Source organism: Coleofasciculus sp. FACHB-542 (genome assembly GCF_014695825.1).
Lineage (GTDB): Bacteria > Cyanobacteriota > Cyanobacteriia > Cyanobacteriales > FACHB-T130 > FACHB-T130.
Map to the genome: position 1 here is coordinate 129,257 of NZ_JACJPB010000041.1, position 15,943 is coordinate 145,199.

A 15,943-nucleotide genomic window follows, 5' to 3' on the forward strand; every position below is an offset into this window, starting at 1 on the left:
AATTTACCGAAAACTGTTAGTTACCTATTTAGCACTCACCGCATTAGGAACTTCTATTCTGGCAAGCTATATTCTGTTCTCTTTCCATGCCTATTTCATGAGGACGAGACAGGCTGATTTAGATTCCTGGACAACAGCCCTCAGCGAGAGCGTCGCTGACGCTTTAGAGGAAAATAATCTTGAGCGGGTAAGAGTGCTAGTGCAACGCTACGGTTCACCGGAAGCAGTCACCCTGCGCGTCTTTGCACCTGATGGTCGCCTGCTATTCACCTCCGCCCCCCAGCTAGATCGGCAAGTCCCTAACTGGTTAGCTGTTGTTGGCGTGAGAGAAGCGCTACAAAATCAGCCGACGCAAGGGGTAGCAAAAGGGATTCTATCCAACGATGACCGAGTGTATGCAGTGCGACCGATATTTCGGAAGGGTCGTCTGCTCGGTGCGCTGCGGATGTCGATCACTTTAGAACAGTTTCAGCGTCAGTTTCGCCGCGTCATTTTCACCGTTCTTGGAACGCTCTTCTTGACGCTCTTGCTTTGTGCGCTGATTAGCGAAAGCCTTGCCCGTAATATTGCCAGACCGATTCAGGCGATGTGCCACTTTGCAATTGAGGTGGGTGGGGGTCATTTAGGTGAGAAGCTGAACATTCATCAAGATGATGAAGTGGGTCAATTAGCCAGTGAATTGAATCGCATGAGCGAACGGCTGGCTTCCTTAGATAAAGAGCGGCGGGCATTCCTCGCAAATGTGTCCCACGAACTGCGGACTCCTGTTAGCAACGTCTATGTCACCCTAGAAGCACTCGCCAATGGAGCGGCTGAGGAGCCGGAGTTACGCGATCGCTTCATCCAGACTGCACAGGATGAAACCCTGCGCCTGTCCAGGCTAATTAAGGATCTGCTGGATTTAGGACGACTCGAAGCTGGCGTAACGCCACTAGAACAGCAACCGCTAAAGCTGCGAGACTTAATCGAACGGGCGGTGCGAGCAATGGAGTCTCGGATGATAGCCAAGGAAGTTGGCATCAGCGTGGAGGTTGCGGATGTTCAAATCCAAGGCGATCCAGAACGACTATTGCAAGCTTTTCTAAATATATTGGACAACGCGATTAAGTTCTCTGTACCAGAGTCTAAAGTTTCTGTCTCAAGCAATATAGAAGGTGCCCAGGTTTCAGTAAAAATTCGCGATCGGGGAACCGGAATCACAGAGAGCGATTTGCCCCGCATTTTTGAACAATTTTATACAGCAGATCCCTCGCGCAAAGGCAGCGGAACGGGTTTGGGGTTAGCGATCGCGCGACGGATTGTGGAAGCACACGGCGGCACGATTACGGCTACTAGCACTCCAGGTCAAGGCGCAACTTTCAGTATTCGTCTTCCCCTCGACACCGCTGCAGAGAAACGAAAGAGTTAATATCCTGTCCGGCTTATCGCTTTATTTATAATCGGCTTATAGTCGCTTGGAAATTGGGGCGTTGTTCTGTTGGATAAGGGCAACCTGATGCCGGAGGATACCTCATTCTGCTCCCACTACAAATTGCACTGTCGTCGCGAGGGAGTCTCCTGGACTGGGATTTCCTCCGGAAACTCGATCTGCTTGACCAGCAGTATTGATTCAATGACGTTGAGCGTTATAGCTGATCGCGGGAATTGATAAAAAGCAGGTTGAATAGGCGTCGCGAGCCATAGCCAGCATCTTAAAAGGTGCTTCCCTCCAGCGCGAGTTTCCAAATCTGGCAGCTTCAATTCAAAAAATCTATCTATAAATACGAAAAGTCTATCGATAAACCGGGGATTACATCTTGTCTTCGGTGTTTGACTATGGCATTCTGTTAAAACAGTCGTATTCCGACCGATAAACCGGAGATTAAACTAGCTACTGCTCCAACATGATTTGCGTGAAACAAGTGGGGCAGTAGATTCAATGCGGGAATGGAGCCGTATGCATATCAAACTATTGTCTTTAAAGAGTGTTCTTTTTTCTCTGCTAGTTGTTTCCTTAGCCTTTACCAGCGCTTGTAGTAACACTTCAGCAAATACTTCAGCAAATACTTCAGCAAATACTTCAGGTAGTTCCTCTGGCAAAAAGGTGATTCGGATTGCGATTGGTACTCAAGACCAAACTATTAACACTGTGACAGGTGGTGCAGTCATCCGAGAAGAAAAGCTACTGGAGAAGTATCTGCCAAAAACAGGAAAATACCAAAATGTTGAGTACAAAATTGAGTGGTCTAGCGCCACATCAGCTCCACCAATTACCAACAAAATGTTGGCGAATCAAATTGATATCGGCAGCATGGCAGACTTTCCGGCAACGATCAACCTGACGACGTTTCAGAAGAAAGGCAATGGCGTTAAGACTGTTTTAATCTCATCTCTTGCCTACAGCCCTAATGGAGCTGGAAATGCGGTTGTTGTTCCAACCGACACACCTTATAAAAAACTAGCAGACTTAAAGGGGAAAACCATTTCAGTTCCCTTCGGAACCTCGGCGCATGGGATGCTGTTGCGGGCGCTGAAGAATGAGGGCATTGATGCACAGAAAGAAGTGACGTTAGTGAGTCAATCACCAGAAGTCGGTGGCACGAGCCTGAGAAGCCGTCAGATCGATGCTCATGCGGATTTTGTGCCTTATGGTGAGTTATTTCCCTTTAGAGGCTTTGCTCGGAAGATTTACGATGGTGCACAAACAGAAACTCCTACCTTTCATGGAGTTGTAGTGCGATCGGACTTTGCGAAAGAAAATCCCGAAATTGTGGTGGCTTATCTAAGGGCAATGTTGGAGGCGAATCAGCGTTTCCGGGAACAACCAGAAGCCCTTAGTGCGAAGTTAGAAAAGTGGACAGGGATTGAGAAAGAAATCTTTTATATGTTCCTCGGTCCATCGGGTATTCAAAAGCTCGATCCGAGAATTCAGCCCTACCAAATCACTGCGCTCAAAAATAGCGTGACGACGTTGAAGCAGATTGGAAAATTGGATGCCAGTGTGAATCCAGATGATGTTGCAAGTTGGACGGACGATAGTTACCTGAAACAAGCGCTCAAAGAGAGCAACATTAGCGAACAGGATGTAGCTACGTCGGCGGATAATTTGATTCGTGGTAATGATGCACTCACTCAAGAATCGATTCCAGATCCAAAACTAGCAGCTCAGATTTGGGTAGAAGGAGAAGAGAAAGTTCTCAGTTTTACCTCAATCAAGAATATGCTGACAAAGCTGCAACAGCTCAAGTCTGAGGGCAAAACAGCGGCTGTAGCCTTCGTACACGATCGCGACAAAGGTTGGAAGTTATTCGCCCAAAATTCTTTCTATGTTCGGAATGGCGACCAGGTATCTGCATTCCTACTGGAAAAAGATGCACAAGCATTTGCCGGGAAAGCTGGAGCAAAGGTGGCAAGCTTTCAAGAGTTGCAGCAGCTTTATGCCAAAAATACGCAGTCAAAGGATTTAGCGGTTGCGCGATGAATGAAGGGGAGCGATCGCAACGATAGAACTATATTGAGTCAAATGAGAGGTTTGTAATGGCTGTATCTCCAAAATCAGCACGAAAGACAAAAGGAGAGAAGTACAGTGTACTGAGGAGCAAATTTTTGAAGCAGCGCTCCTTGTCAAAATTAGCGCTTATCAGTCTGGCACTGCTCAAAAGTCGCAATTTAAAGCGAGCAATTTCCATTGTTTTATTCTTTGGAATCTGGCAGCTTTTGTGCGTCACTCAGTTCAATTTCTTCATCAATTTTACCTTTTTACCCTCTCCAGTTGAAGTTTGGAATGCAACGGTTGAATTCTTTTCTGGCAATGCCGCTGTGCATATTACTGCCAGTCTTCAACGAGTTTTGCTGGGATTTGGAATTGCGGCTATTCTGGGCGTTAGCTTGGGCATTTTGATTGGCTGGTTTCGGCAGATTGAAGATTTAGTTTTTATTCCATTGGAGTTGCTCAGACCAATTCCCGCCGTCGCCTGGATACCGCTGGCAATTCTCATGTTTCCCAATGCAGAGTCAGGAATGGTGTACATCACATTTTTAGGCGCATTCTTCCCAATTTTGATCAGCACAATTCGGGGAGTAGAAAGTACGGATATAGTGCTGCTGCGAGTAGGACAGTGTTTGGGAGCTAAACAGTGGCACATTTTTAAAGATATTGTGGTGCCAGGAGCGATGCCCAACATTGCCAGCGGTTTGGTTATTGGTATGGGAAATGCCTGGTTTTGTTTAGTAACATCTGAAATTTTGGCGGGTCGGTTTGGAGTGGGTTATCTAACTTGGGAGTCTTATGTTACATCGAATTATCCACCAATCGTGATGGGAATGCTGCTGATTGGTTTGATGGGTTTGATAAGCACGCTGATTGTCGATCTCTTAACGAAGTTGCTGATGCCTTGGCGAGTAATGAAAAAGCAGGGTGTGTAGTTCCCTGAAAATGAATATTCAAGTTGCCTATTTTTGGAGGTTTAGAGGCTGTGGCAACCCTAGCAAAAAAGCAGGTTAGCGCCTTGGCGAAAGGGTCAGTTGAAGTTAAAGATTTATCCGTTGCCTTTAAGCGACGAGACCAGTACGGGCCTTTGCTGGTTCTAGAATCAACAAACTTCAAAATTAATCCTGGTGAATTTGTCTGTTTGTTGGGACCATCGGGCTGCGGCAAGTCAACGATTCTAAACTTGATTGCTGGTTTTCTGAAGCCAACAAGGGGACAGGTATTAGTGGATGAACAACCCGTTGAAAGACCGGGAGCAGATCGCGGATTTGTTTTTCAGCAATACTCGCTCCTACCCTGGAAGACCACCTTTGAGAACGTGGAATTTGGTTTAAAAATTCAGGGTATTTCTAGAGTAGAACGAACTGAATTGGTAAATGATTACTTAGACCGAGTCGGCTTGTATAAGCATCGTCATTCTTATCCTCATCAGCTATCAGGAGGAATGCAACAACGTGCAAGCATTGTGCGGGCACTGGTAAATTCACCCTCAGTATTGTTGATGGATGAACCATTTGCAGCCTTGGATGCTCAGACTCGGCACATGATGCAGGAGTTGCTGCTGAACATTTGGAGCGATTTGAAATCCACGGTTATTTTTGTCACCCACGATATTGAAGAAGCCATCTTTTTGAGCGATCGCATTCTGGTTATGGGCGTTCGTCCAGGGCATATCAAAGAAACAGTTGTGGTGAATCTCGATCGACCCCGCCATATAGATACGATGCTTTCACCGGATTTTGTGAATCTCAATCGGCAAGTCTTTAAATTGATTCGCGAAGAAACTCTCAAGAGTATGGAGTTGGGTTGATTGAAGCAAACCGTATTTGTACTGCTCGTACAGCCCAAGTGTGTTGCTTTCGATAGCGGCTTGGCGTGCCCTTTGTTGTCCCTTTTACCAACTGCTTAAGTTCTGAGATTGATGGAGAAATTCGGTTTGAATCCAGCGATCGAGGTTAATTGTCTCTAGTCCTTCATTTCCGGGAACTAGACGCAGTTGGGCAATGTGTTGAGTAATCCAGTCGGGACGAATCATCATCTCGCAGAAAAAACGCCCAGGTTGATTCTGGTGATAGACATTGCTGAGAATTTGGGAGACGATTTCGGCATCCAGGTTTGTCCACTGGCTGATCAGAGAAAGCGCTGAGGGCGTAATGGTATACCAATATTGGGCAGCGCTTAAGGCTTTTAGGTAAGCGATTACAGCTTCCGGATACTGTTCTGCTAACTCTGCACTCACCACTACACCATGAAAAGCCGGTAACACATTCAAATTGTCACCTGGTAAATAACGAAACTTGCCTTGACGATAGGCAATATCGTGAAAGGGAGCAAAATGAGCATACCCATCTGCTTGAATGGAATAACCAAAGGGCTGAGTAATGTTGGAGTTCTCTAAGGAAGCAAGCTTAACCTCGTTAAGTAAGTTCGCAGAATTGAGCGATCGCATCACCATCCCATGTGCAGAAGAACTGAAAGGAACCGCAATCACACCTCCTCGCAAATCTTCAATACTTTGCAGTTTGGACTTATTGGGAACAATTACGGCATTACAGGAACCATCGGGATTCGTCGAAACAAAGCTCACTAGTCGCGTCTGTCGAGTTTCACTACTGGAATTATTTTGCTGGATAGCACTCAGTAACAAGGGATAATCCCCTAAAACGCCAATATCTAGTTGTCCGGAGTGTAACCCCTGAATGATGGGTGCTCCTGTAGAAAAATCGCACCAGTGAATGCGGTATTGGGTAGAACTGTATCGCCCTTCTTTGGGTAAGAAGTGTTCTAGCAAGCCTAAGCGCTGAATCACTAAGCCTGCTGTCACCGTTGGAATCGTGCTGTTTTGAATACCGATCGCTAAATCAATTGTCTCAGGATGTTGCAGAGAGTTGGAACGAATGATCAGGTTAGGCGATCGCAAACGCACTGGGGTTGCATGAGGACGAACAGAGGCTGGCTGTTGCTCTTGACGGTTCTCAACAAGAGCAACGAACTTTTGCATCGGGTTTGAGTTGCGCGATCGCCGATTTTGCGAGGATGAGTCTGCGATCGCGCTTTGCGTGCTACCGGAGGCGATCGCAGATTGGCTTAATCGTTTGGGTAACAAGAGAAAAACATTACCAGACAAGGCAAATTCTTGGAGGGGAATTGCAACGAGCATTCCCGATTGACATTCAGATTTAAATTCAAAATTAGAAGCAAATCCTAAATAATGCCCCTGCATTATATAGGTTCGCATCAAACTGAGAGTATCAACAATTTCAACTTGAGCGAAATCAGAAAAGTTTATCCTTAATTCAGTTAGCCGAGATTCAAACACTAAACGACTAGGAGAGCCAGTATTTAGCATCACCCATCGCTCTTTTTGCAGTTCTTTCAAACTCAACCAGCTTTGATTCGCTAAAGGATGATTTGCCGCAACCACTAAAGAATAGTGAATGGGAGCAATTGGGGTTGCTGAAATTTCAGAAAATTCTGCAAAACTAATATCTGAGATTCCTATATCAATCTGACTGCTGGTAATGGCTCGATAGAGAAATTCAGCCGAATCAAATACGACACACTGAGTCTGAATCCCAGGATACTGCTGACGGTACTGGAAGAGGATTTCAGGTAGCCATCCATTAGCGATCGCCGCTGTGCAGCCGATTTTGAGATTGCCAAATTTGCCTTTTTTGATTTCTTCGACTTTGGCAAACAATTGATTTTCAACATCAATCAGTCTTGGCCCTTCCTCCAATAAAAACTGTCCCACCTCGGTTAGCTGAATCTTACGACCAAGACGATAAAACAGGTCAGTTCCTAGTTCAGTTTCCAGGGATTTTATTTTGGCGCTGACCGCAGGCTGAGTAAGATTTAGAGCATCAGCAGCTTCAGTAAAACTGAGATGCCTAGCTACCTCCAGAAATACTTTAACTTGATAAACCTCCACGTTCTCTAACCCCCAAATTGAAATTTTTATTTTACAGCTTAATGAATGAATAAAGCTAATTTATAAAATCATAAAAAACGCGAATGAATAAATGGTATTTTTAGTTACAAAAAAGCTTGTGACTTTTAATTCTCTTCTCTAATATAAAAAAGGTAAAAAAGCGGACTTAGTGAATTTATTCGTACAAAGTTATAAAAGTTTTTGCTAACTGAAGAGGAGTCAAGAGTGGATACTCAATGGATGAAGACCGATGTTCTTGTCATCGGTGGTGGTACTGCGGGAACGATGGCAGCCATCAAAGCAAAACAGGCAAATCCTGACGGAGAAGTGCTGATTTTAGAAAAAGCGAATATCCGTCGCAGTGGGGCGATCGCAATGGGTATGGATGGGGTCAATACAGCCGTCATTCCTGGTAATTCTACCCCAGAGCAATATGTTCGCGAAATTACGATTTCCAACGATGGCATTGTGAACCAAAAAGCCGTCTATCAAACCGGGAAATTAGGCTTTGAAGTCATTCAAGAATTGGAAAGCTGGGGTGTCAAGTTCCAAAAAGACATTCACGGCAATTACGACCTGAAGCAAGTGCATCGCGTAGGTAAATACGTACTCCCGATGCCAGAAGGAAAAGACCTGAAACAAATTTTGACCCGACAGGTAAAGCGCCACAAAGCGAAAGTCACGAATCGGGTGATGGCAACTCGTGTTCTAGTCAAGGACGGACGCGCTATTGGAGCAGTAGGGTTTGACGTGCGAAACGGCGATTTTGTCGTGATTCAGGCAAAAGCAGTCGTTCTGTGTACAGGAGCTTGCGGACGCTTAGGTTTACCCGCCTCTGGCTATCTCTACGGCACCTACGAAAACCCTACCAATGCTGGCGACGGCTACTCAATGGCGTATCATGCAGGCGCAGAACTCACTAATATCGAGTGTTTTCAAATTAACCCTCTGATGAAGGACTATAACGGCCCCGCCTGTGCCTATGTAGCCAGTCCGTTTGGAGCTTACACCGCCAATGCTGAAGGACACCGCTTTATTAGTTGCGACTACTGGAGCGGTCAGATGATGCTGGAAATTTGGAAGGAGTTGAACTCTGGTAAAGGCCCAGTTCAACTGAAGATGACCCACTTAGATGAAGACACCATTTCAGAAATTGAGTCGATTTTATGGTCGAATGAACGACCCAGCCGAGGACGCTTCCATGAAGGTAGGGGTGAAAATTACCGCACAAATGGTGTGGAGATGAATATCTCGGAAATCGGTCTGTGTAGCGGTCACAGCGCTTCTGGGGTCTGGGTGAATGAGAAAGCGGAGACGACGGTTCCGGGGTTATATGCCGCCGGAGATATGGCAAGCGTTCCCCACAATTACATGATTGGGGCGTTTGTCTTCGGTCGGTTGGCGGGTACAAATGCGGTGGATTATATCGAAGGGTTAGAGCATCTTGAACCCGATGCTGATGTTTTAGAGGCAGAAAGACAACGGATTTATGCCCCGTTGAACAACCCGAATGGCGTGCCGCATACCCAGGTGGAGTATAAGTTACGGCGATTGGTTAATGACTATCTACAGCCGCCCAAAGTAGACCACAAGATGGAAATTGGCTTGAGAAACTTTGTGCGCTACCACGAGAGCCTAGAGATGATGGGCGCACGCGATCCGCATGAACTGATGCGCTGCATGGAAGTTCATTTTATTCGCGATTGTGCAGAGATGGCAGCCCGCGCCTCGCTATATCGTCGAGAAAGCCGTTGGGGACTCTACCATTACCGCGTAGATTATCCCGACAAGAACAATGAAGAATGGTTCTGCCACGTCAATCTCAAGAAAGACGAATCAGGCGAGATGGCTTTGTTCAAGCGTCCGGTTGAGCCTTATGTGGTGGACGTTGATATTGAACGAGAAGTTTATGACGTGGCGGTGCGCTAAGTCGGTCAATTTGTAGCAAACAGAGGAAGAGTTATGGCTTTAGCAATGCAACGGGTTGATGTACCCGTAATCGTTGATGAATCGAAATGCTTAGAAAAGTGTACCGCTTGCATTGAAGTGTGTCCCCTCGATGTATTAGCGAAGAACCCAGAAACGGGCAAAGCCTATATGAAGTACGACGAGTGCTGGTTTTGCTTGCCTTGTGAGAAGGAGTGTCCCACCAACGCGATTACGGTTCAAATTCCCTTTTTGTTGCGATAGAGGAGTGATGATGTCTGCTGATTCTGAATTGAACCAATGGTTGGAAATGTTGCGATCGCCCGACGCCAGCGATCGCCTAGTTGCCGTCAAAATGCTGCAACATTTGGGCGATGAGGATGCTCTGGAACCGTTAATTACAGCATTGCAAGATGAGAGCATGGCTGTGCAAAAGCTTGCAGTGACTGCGCTGTGGGAGTTAGCTAATCCCAAGGCGGTTCCGGCTTTAGTGGAATGTCTGGCTTCAACTGATGAGGAGATTCGGGAAGAAGCGCTATCTGCCTTGGGCGAATTAGTTACTCCCGATCACCTGTTGCTGCTGCTAGATGCCCTGCATCGAGATGACGTGAATATGCAACTGAATGTGTTAATTCTGTTGCGGAAAATTCACGATGCTCAGTCTTTGCCCTATGTATTGCCGTTCTTTGAGTCGGAAAATGCTGAGTTACGAGAAGCGGCAGTGACAACGCTACGCTATCTCAATCAAGTGGAACGCTGTCAAGAAGCGATCGCCTTAATGTCCGACCCCGATGAGAATGTGCGGCGTTCTGCTGCCCTAACATTAGGACATTTAGCAGATGCAGAAGTAGTTCCCAGTCTGTGTCAAGCACTCACTGAGGATACGGATTGGCAGGTGCGACGCAATGCGGCAAAATCGTTGGCACTCCACGCTGATTCTACGGCAGTTCCAGCTTTAGAAACGGCTTTGGCAGATGAGCATTGGCAGGTGCGGAAGTTTACTCTTCAAGCTTTGCAAAAAATCCCCACTGACCAAACCTTACCTGCGTTAGTGAAAGCGTTGGCAGATGAGTATTCAGATGTGCGTCGAGATGCTGCGATCGCACTCGGTATCCTAGAAAACCCAACCGCCCTGAATGCACTCCAGCAATCTCTGGACGATCCAGACAAAGATGTGTGTATTTACGCACAACGAGCAATTCAGAAAATCCAAGAGTCCACGCCAGAGACATCTAATGCCTAGCCATCAATCTCCCTTCCGCCAAACTCATACAGAGGAAATTGCCACTCCTCCCGATCCAGTAACGGAATCTCGGCAACGAGAAGTTATCCAGTATCTCAAACAGGTGATTGAACCCATCCTCAAAAACGACATCGTTAGCTTAGGGATGGTGCGGAATCTGCGGGTTGTGGATGACTATATTTATCTACGCCTGTATGTGGGGAAACATCAACATCAGCTGGAAGCAGAAATTCAATCGGCACTTTCACCCGTAACTTGGTGCAAGAAAATTTATATTCAGCTGTGTACCATTCCTGGTGTCAGAACGACGTTGGCAATTTCCAGTGGCAAGGGAGGCGTAGGCAAGTCCACAACATCGGTTAATTTAGCCGCCGCTTTGAGTTTGCAGGGGGCGAAGGTGGGCTTACTTGATGCGGATGTCTATGGTCCCAACGTCCCTCAGATGTTGGGATTGGGACAGGCCGATGTAAAGGTGATTGATACACCCGACGGTCAAAAGTTTCTTCCCCTAGAAGCTCACGGTATCAAAGTCATGTCAGTAGGACTGCTGGCAGAACCCGATCATCCCCTCGCTTGGCGCGGCCCCGTCCTGCACAAAATCGTGACTCAGTTTATCCAGGAGGTGGAATGGGGAGAATTGGATTACCTGCTGATTGATTTGCCTCCTGGTACAGGCGATGCTCAAATTACGATAGTGCAAGAAAGTCCGATTTGTGGCGTAATTTTGGTGACGACTCCCCAACAAGTTGCGGTTTCGGATGTGCGCCGCAGCGTCCATATGTTTCGTCGTGTCGGCATTCCCGTGCTTGGCATTATCGAAAATATGAGCTATTTAATCTGTGGTCATTGTGGCGATTGCACTCCGATTTTTGGGAGTGGTGGAGGGCAGCAGCTATCGACAGAACTCCAAGCCCCTTTACTGGGGCAGGTTCCGATTGACCCTAGTATTTGTATGGGTGGGGATACGGGAACGCCCTTGACTCTAGCGCATCCAGGTTCCACAGTCGGGCAGGTATTTGTACAAATGGCTGAAGCGATCGAGACGACTTTTCGCCCTTGTGAAGTTCTGACTGGATAATTGATTTGGGCATTGCACAATTGAAGCACGATGCAATGTCCACATTGTCAAGCAAACCAAACCCTCAAGAATGAACGACACAACCGTAAACAGAGCGATTGATGATGCAGTTGCGATCATCGATTTTGCGAAATTTCCACGCAACGCTGGCTACCCCGAAAAAGTTGAAGAACACGGCTTAAAACTCTATCGTTCTTCCATCATTATTCTCAGATGAAAAAATGTAACCCTTCCCACACAAGCATTTTAGTTTTACGCAACAACTATATCTAGAATATTAGAAAATAAAGCGATAAACCCAATTCCAGTCAGAGTTAAAAAATCGTCTTAAATTTTTGTTTTCAGAGAGTGACAAGACAGGGATAGCGGCGAGTAAGCTTGTGTTTCGTTTCTTTACTTTTATTTCTCTTGCCGAAGTAGAATTGCAAACAGCCAATCAATGTACATCCATCCTTCAGGTTTAAATGAACGGAATAATGTACATTGACCTTTCCCTAACAACTATTCTCTAGTTACCAAGAGCATCCTTGATGCTATCAACAGCCTTTTCAACAAGACCTTTTGTGTTGTCTACTGCTTCCTTAGTCCGAGCCGCATCTTCATCTGCTCTTTTCTCAATTCGCGCTGCATCTCTGTTGGCTTTACGCTCAATGAGATTCCCATGCCCATCCGTTCCTTCCTCGACTCGGTCGGCATTCTTATTGGCAGTTGCTTTTACCTTGTCTTTGACATCGTCAATGAAATTCTTGCTTCGGTTCAAATCTTCATTGGCTTTTCCTTTAACCTGGTCGCTCGTATCTACAGATGCGATTAGGTTTGCACTAGGAGCAGCCATTGCTGCGCTGGTCGAGAAAAAGGCACCCTGCCAAACAAACGCGATCGCTGACACGCAAAACAGCGTTGTAGCCAGCCAACGTCCTACAGTTGAAAGCCCTTTCGTAAAATAATTTGGTTGCATAGAACACAATCTCATTAGGTTTAGCAATCCTATATTTACTTCATTTGGCTTATCAGCTAAACCGCTCTCTAGACAGATGTTCCTTTATCACAAATTATCCAAAAAACTCACTCTTCCGATAGATTGAACAAATAACATCCAGCCTGCATACGTTTAAACTTAATAGAGTAACAACCTAATAATTCTATTTTTATTAGACTACAATACCCATACTGGTTAACTGACAAAACTCAAGAGATCGAACGACAATATTTAGCTGTAAAGTTTTATTACAAGTGGTGTTAATTCTGTTTTTTCAAGGCAACTGCATCCGGCAGGATTAGCTTATCCGTGTGCTTGAATTTATTTCAGTTGTGAGAAGAAGTACTGCCTTCTGCGGGTGGCATCGGCTTAGATGCTAATTCAGCAGTGCTATCATTTGCGGATGTAGTCGTTTCCGTGTCTTTTTTAGCTTGCCACAAAAGTGTTTTTATCTTCTGTAAATGCTCAAATGGTAAAACGGTACCCTTAGTAATCTTTAGTTTAGTAGTCCCGCTAGGACTTTCGGAGTGCTTTCGCACTTCCTCCACCAGCTCTTTGAAAATCTCAATCGCCTCGTCAACTTTAGGATTTACTCCTTGAATTTGATTCAAATGTTTGCTGACTTCCTCGAAGTCGCTGGGGTCTAAAGTCGCGTCTCTGGTAAACTTTAGCTCAGTCAATCCTCTGGGACTTTCTGAATGCTTTCTTACTTCTTGTACTAGCTTGTCAAAATCTTTAATCGCTTCATCGATTGGTTGTTGCGGTTTAATACTTCTTGCACTGACCTCGTTTATCCCAGTTTGAAGTACCGCGACTAATAACCGATCCTGTAGAGCGCGAAAGATCAAAGTACCTGCGGAACCAGCAACTGCGGAGGTTGCTAACAGGATAAAAGCCGTTTCTGGTCGGACAATCGCGATAGCTGGAGGTGCAGCAAGGGCACCAATGAGTAACCGTGCCACTACCCCTAAATCAATCACATTTGTAGAATGAGCATAGGCAAACTTTACTGCTAAATCATCATCGGTCGGCTTATGAGGTAACTCAATATTTCCCTGGAGATTGAGCAGTTCGTAGACTAACCCACCCAGGCTTCCAGCAGCGAGGATTACCCCAAGCATCATCCAAAATTTGCAGTCAGCCAAATTAGGGGTTTCTAAAATTTCTTTTACATTTATCTCCCAGTTGTTGGGTTTAATTTGATTTGAATTTGGAATAGGGCTGGATGTGGGAAGTAGAGTTGGGCGTGGGGAAACGCTTTGACTGTAGGCTGCTGTAGCCGTCAGGCTCGTAGTTAGAAGAATGCTAGGAATAATAATGTTTATGTGCTTCATCTTTTAGTTATTTGCTTCTAATTTGATATGGTTATAGTTAAAAAAATGCTATAGCAATCGTATTTGAATTGCGATATGCCAGCGGGTCAGAATCCCTCACCTCTTGCAGGGATGGTTGAAACCGCACCTACACAAATGAAACCTGCCTACGCAAGTTACAAGACTAAATCTTGTCTGTTGTTTTAGAAATCACGAGAGCAGCAGTATAAGCTGATTTTTGAGTTTCTGATCCACTAATGGGAGCTGGCTGAAGGTCTACAAACTTAATATTATAGTTGCTGTCAAAGTTTTGAACTGCTAATGCTGGATTTCCGCCACCAGTGGTCAAAACAAAATCTCCTGTAGTTTGACTGTCTTTCCAAATATTTACCACGATTTTTGCTCGTCCCGCCCAAAAACACTGGACATTAATAGGACAGCGCGAATCTTCTGTGATGTCAGTAAATTTCACCCAAATATTTTCATCAGGTAAAATAGCGGTTTCGTTTAAATTTATCTGAAACTCACGATTTACTTGAGTAATAATTAACTTCCCGTTTTGTTGAGCGAGTAATTGGGAAGCAGGTGAAGTAATCGGTTCGGTGGCTAGTTGAGCGTCTTTTTGTGCTAAAGATAAGGATTGAATACTGAAAACAACTGCACAAGCCAAGACGAGAAGGAATAATCTAATTTTGGGATTCTGCAATTTCATGATTGTTGTTTTTTCTCATCCTTTTTAAGAAAATAAAATATTTCGTCTTATTCGGAGGCTAAAAAATTAGTGACTCGCAGTGAAATAGGCGGATGAACTAGATGCGATCGCGTATTTCCTCCTATCCATTAATCTAGCTCAATATTAAGGATAGTACGCCTTAAAGATATAAGCGATCGCATCACAATAAAGCCTCTGTTGCCCATCGACATCTAGCTGCTCATATATGACAAGATTGGGAAAGTAGTACACAACAGGTATTTTACTTTCAAGCGCTTGACTTTCATAGTTTGAATCAGGCTGAGTGCAGAGGAATGATGCCTTGGTCGAAAATACGGTTATCGGTGCCGATACCGCTAATGATTATTCTGTCTGGATATACATTAAATGCTGCAAAACTTAATTGACTGGCAGAATGCGCCGTCCATTCTGAACGTTCCACCGGGCGGAGTCCTGCCCCTGCCCCACAGATGAGGTAGGTAGTACCATTGATGGGCTGAGTGCGCTCATAATGGTGGTCGTGACCGTTGATGTAAAGTTGCACTCCGTACTTTTTAAATAGTGGCGTCAAGGTTTGTATAAAGGGTTGATTAACCCCGTATGCACCCGATGAATAAATTTGGTGATGACCAACAACTACTTTCCAAGGGGCATTGCTGCGACTGAGTTCTTTTTCTAACCATTTTAGTTGAGTTTCCCAGTCAGCATTCTCATTAGTATCTAAAGCAAAAAATTGTACGGAGTTACGGCGGAATGTGTAGTAGCGTCGTCCCTGCATATTAAAGCCTGGATAGCGAACTTGGGGTTCTCCGTTATCGGTGCGGATGTCGTGATTGCCAAGAACCGCCTGAAATTTTACTCCGCGCCGCAATAAAGCTTGATAGGGGCGCTCAAAGACATCGACAATTTTCTCAATTTCACCGTTGTTGTAAATATTGTCACCCGCAAGAATTGCTAAATCAAAGGGCTTTAGCGCGTGGTAACGAGCCATTGACGCTGCTACAGCATACTGGCTTGCCGAACCAGTGCCGGTGTCAGCGACGGAGACAAAGCGCAGGAGAGGGGATTGTGATGAACTAACCGTTGTCGATTTGAAGCCTAAGTTGGAGGAAGGGGAGGTTTTGGAAGTCTCTCCTGGGTTGATATCCTGACTCTGAGCGATTTGGCTGCGGAATTTTCTGACCAAAAAAGCTAAGCCGAAGCCACTGAGGCTACTTAAAATTAGAAAGTCACGGCGTTTAAGGGGCATGGATTACTTGATTAAGAGTTACGTAAGTTGGGCGCAAGTCGAT

14 protein-coding genes are annotated in these 15,943 nt (G+C 45.4%); 9 read left to right on the plus strand and 5 right to left on the minus strand.

The genetic code is table 11. The features are described from left to right. The first annotated feature begins 97 nt into the window (after window positions 1-97). The 4 genes from H6F52_RS15210 (at window position 98) to H6F52_RS15225 (ending at window position 5,279) form a co-directional block, all read left to right on the plus strand. Window positions 98-1,408 carry a HAMP domain-containing sensor histidine kinase gene (locus H6F52_RS15210; protein WP_242033955.1) on the plus strand — a complete coding sequence of 437 codons (1,311 nt, stop codon included), beginning with the start codon at window positions 98-100 and terminating at the stop codon, window positions 1,406-1,408. A gap of 528 nt (window positions 1,409-1,936) precedes the next feature. After that, complete coding sequence (locus H6F52_RS15215; RefSeq protein ID WP_190535870.1) at window positions 1,937-3,460, plus strand: ABC transporter substrate-binding protein; 1,524 nt, start codon at window positions 1,937-1,939, stop codon at window positions 3,458-3,460. A 125-nt stretch (window positions 3,461-3,585) separates the two neighbouring features. Beyond that, a complete protein-coding gene (locus H6F52_RS15220) occupies window positions 3,586-4,404 on the plus strand; it encodes an ABC transporter permease (protein WP_199300570.1) in 819 nt (272 codons plus the stop codon). Window positions 4,405-4,454: 50 nt separating this feature from the next. Beyond that, window positions 4,455-5,279 (plus strand): ATP-binding cassette domain-containing protein, encoded by an 825-nt coding sequence (locus tag H6F52_RS15225; protein WP_190535874.1) that lies wholly within the window; start codon window positions 4,455-4,457, stop codon window positions 5,277-5,279. 84 nt (window positions 5,280-5,363) lie between these two features. Here H6F52_RS15225 and H6F52_RS26460 read toward each other — a convergent pair whose 3' ends face one another. After that, entirely contained in the window at window positions 5,364-7,400 is a 2,037-nt protein-coding gene (locus tag H6F52_RS26460) for a LysR substrate-binding domain-containing protein (RefSeq protein ID WP_190535876.1), read from the minus strand. Between the two features lie 225 nt (window positions 7,401-7,625). On the opposite strand from H6F52_RS26460, the gene H6F52_RS15235 reads away from it, so the two are divergent. The 5 genes from H6F52_RS15235 to H6F52_RS15255 all read left to right on the plus strand — a co-directional run bounded on the left by H6F52_RS15235 (window position 7,626) and on the right by H6F52_RS15255 (window position 11,864). Next, the gene (locus H6F52_RS15235; protein ID WP_199300571.1) at window positions 7,626-9,329 is read left to right on the plus strand and encodes a fumarate reductase/succinate dehydrogenase flavoprotein subunit; all 1,704 of its coding nucleotides are present in this window, start codon (window positions 7,626-7,628) and stop codon (window positions 9,327-9,329) included. A 33-nt stretch (window positions 9,330-9,362) separates the two neighbouring features. After that, window positions 9,363-9,590, plus strand: coding sequence for a ferredoxin family protein (locus H6F52_RS15240; RefSeq protein WP_071958132.1), 228 nt, complete (start codon window positions 9,363-9,365; stop codon window positions 9,588-9,590). A 10-nt stretch (window positions 9,591-9,600) separates the two neighbouring features. Continuing rightward, window positions 9,601-10,569, plus strand: coding sequence for a HEAT repeat domain-containing protein (locus H6F52_RS15245; RefSeq protein ID WP_190536026.1), 969 nt, complete (start codon window positions 9,601-9,603; stop codon window positions 10,567-10,569). Beyond that, a complete protein-coding gene (locus tag H6F52_RS15250) occupies window positions 10,562-11,647 on the plus strand; it encodes an Mrp/NBP35 family ATP-binding protein (protein ID WP_190535878.1) in 1,086 nt (361 codons plus the stop codon). Before H6F52_RS15245 ends, H6F52_RS15250 begins: the two co-directional genes overlap by 8 nt. A 70-nt stretch (window positions 11,648-11,717) precedes the next feature. Next, window positions 11,718-11,864, plus strand: a complete 147-nt coding sequence (locus tag H6F52_RS15255) for a hypothetical protein (protein WP_190535880.1) — start codon at window positions 11,718-11,720, stop codon at window positions 11,862-11,864. Window positions 11,865-12,155: 291 nt separating this feature from the next. Here H6F52_RS15255 and H6F52_RS15260 read toward each other — a convergent pair whose 3' ends face one another. From H6F52_RS15260 to H6F52_RS15275, 4 genes are all read right to left on the minus strand, one after another. Continuing rightward, window positions 12,156-12,605, minus strand: a complete 450-nt coding sequence (locus H6F52_RS15260) for a hypothetical protein (protein WP_190415064.1) — start codon at window positions 12,603-12,605, stop codon at window positions 12,156-12,158. A 347-nt stretch (window positions 12,606-12,952) separates the two neighbouring features. Beyond that, complete coding sequence (locus tag H6F52_RS15265; RefSeq protein WP_190535882.1) at window positions 12,953-13,960, minus strand: hypothetical protein; 1,008 nt, start codon at window positions 13,958-13,960, stop codon at window positions 12,953-12,955. Between the two features lie 163 nt (window positions 13,961-14,123). Next, window positions 14,124-14,651: a hypothetical protein gene (locus H6F52_RS15270; RefSeq protein ID WP_190535884.1), complete on the minus strand. Its 528-nt coding sequence runs from the start codon at window positions 14,649-14,651 to the stop codon at window positions 14,124-14,126. Between the two features lie 295 nt (window positions 14,652-14,946). After that, window positions 14,947-15,900, minus strand: coding sequence for a metallophosphoesterase (locus H6F52_RS15275; RefSeq protein ID WP_190535886.1), 954 nt, complete (start codon window positions 15,898-15,900; stop codon window positions 14,947-14,949). Between the last annotated feature and the right edge of the window lie 43 nt (window positions 15,901-15,943).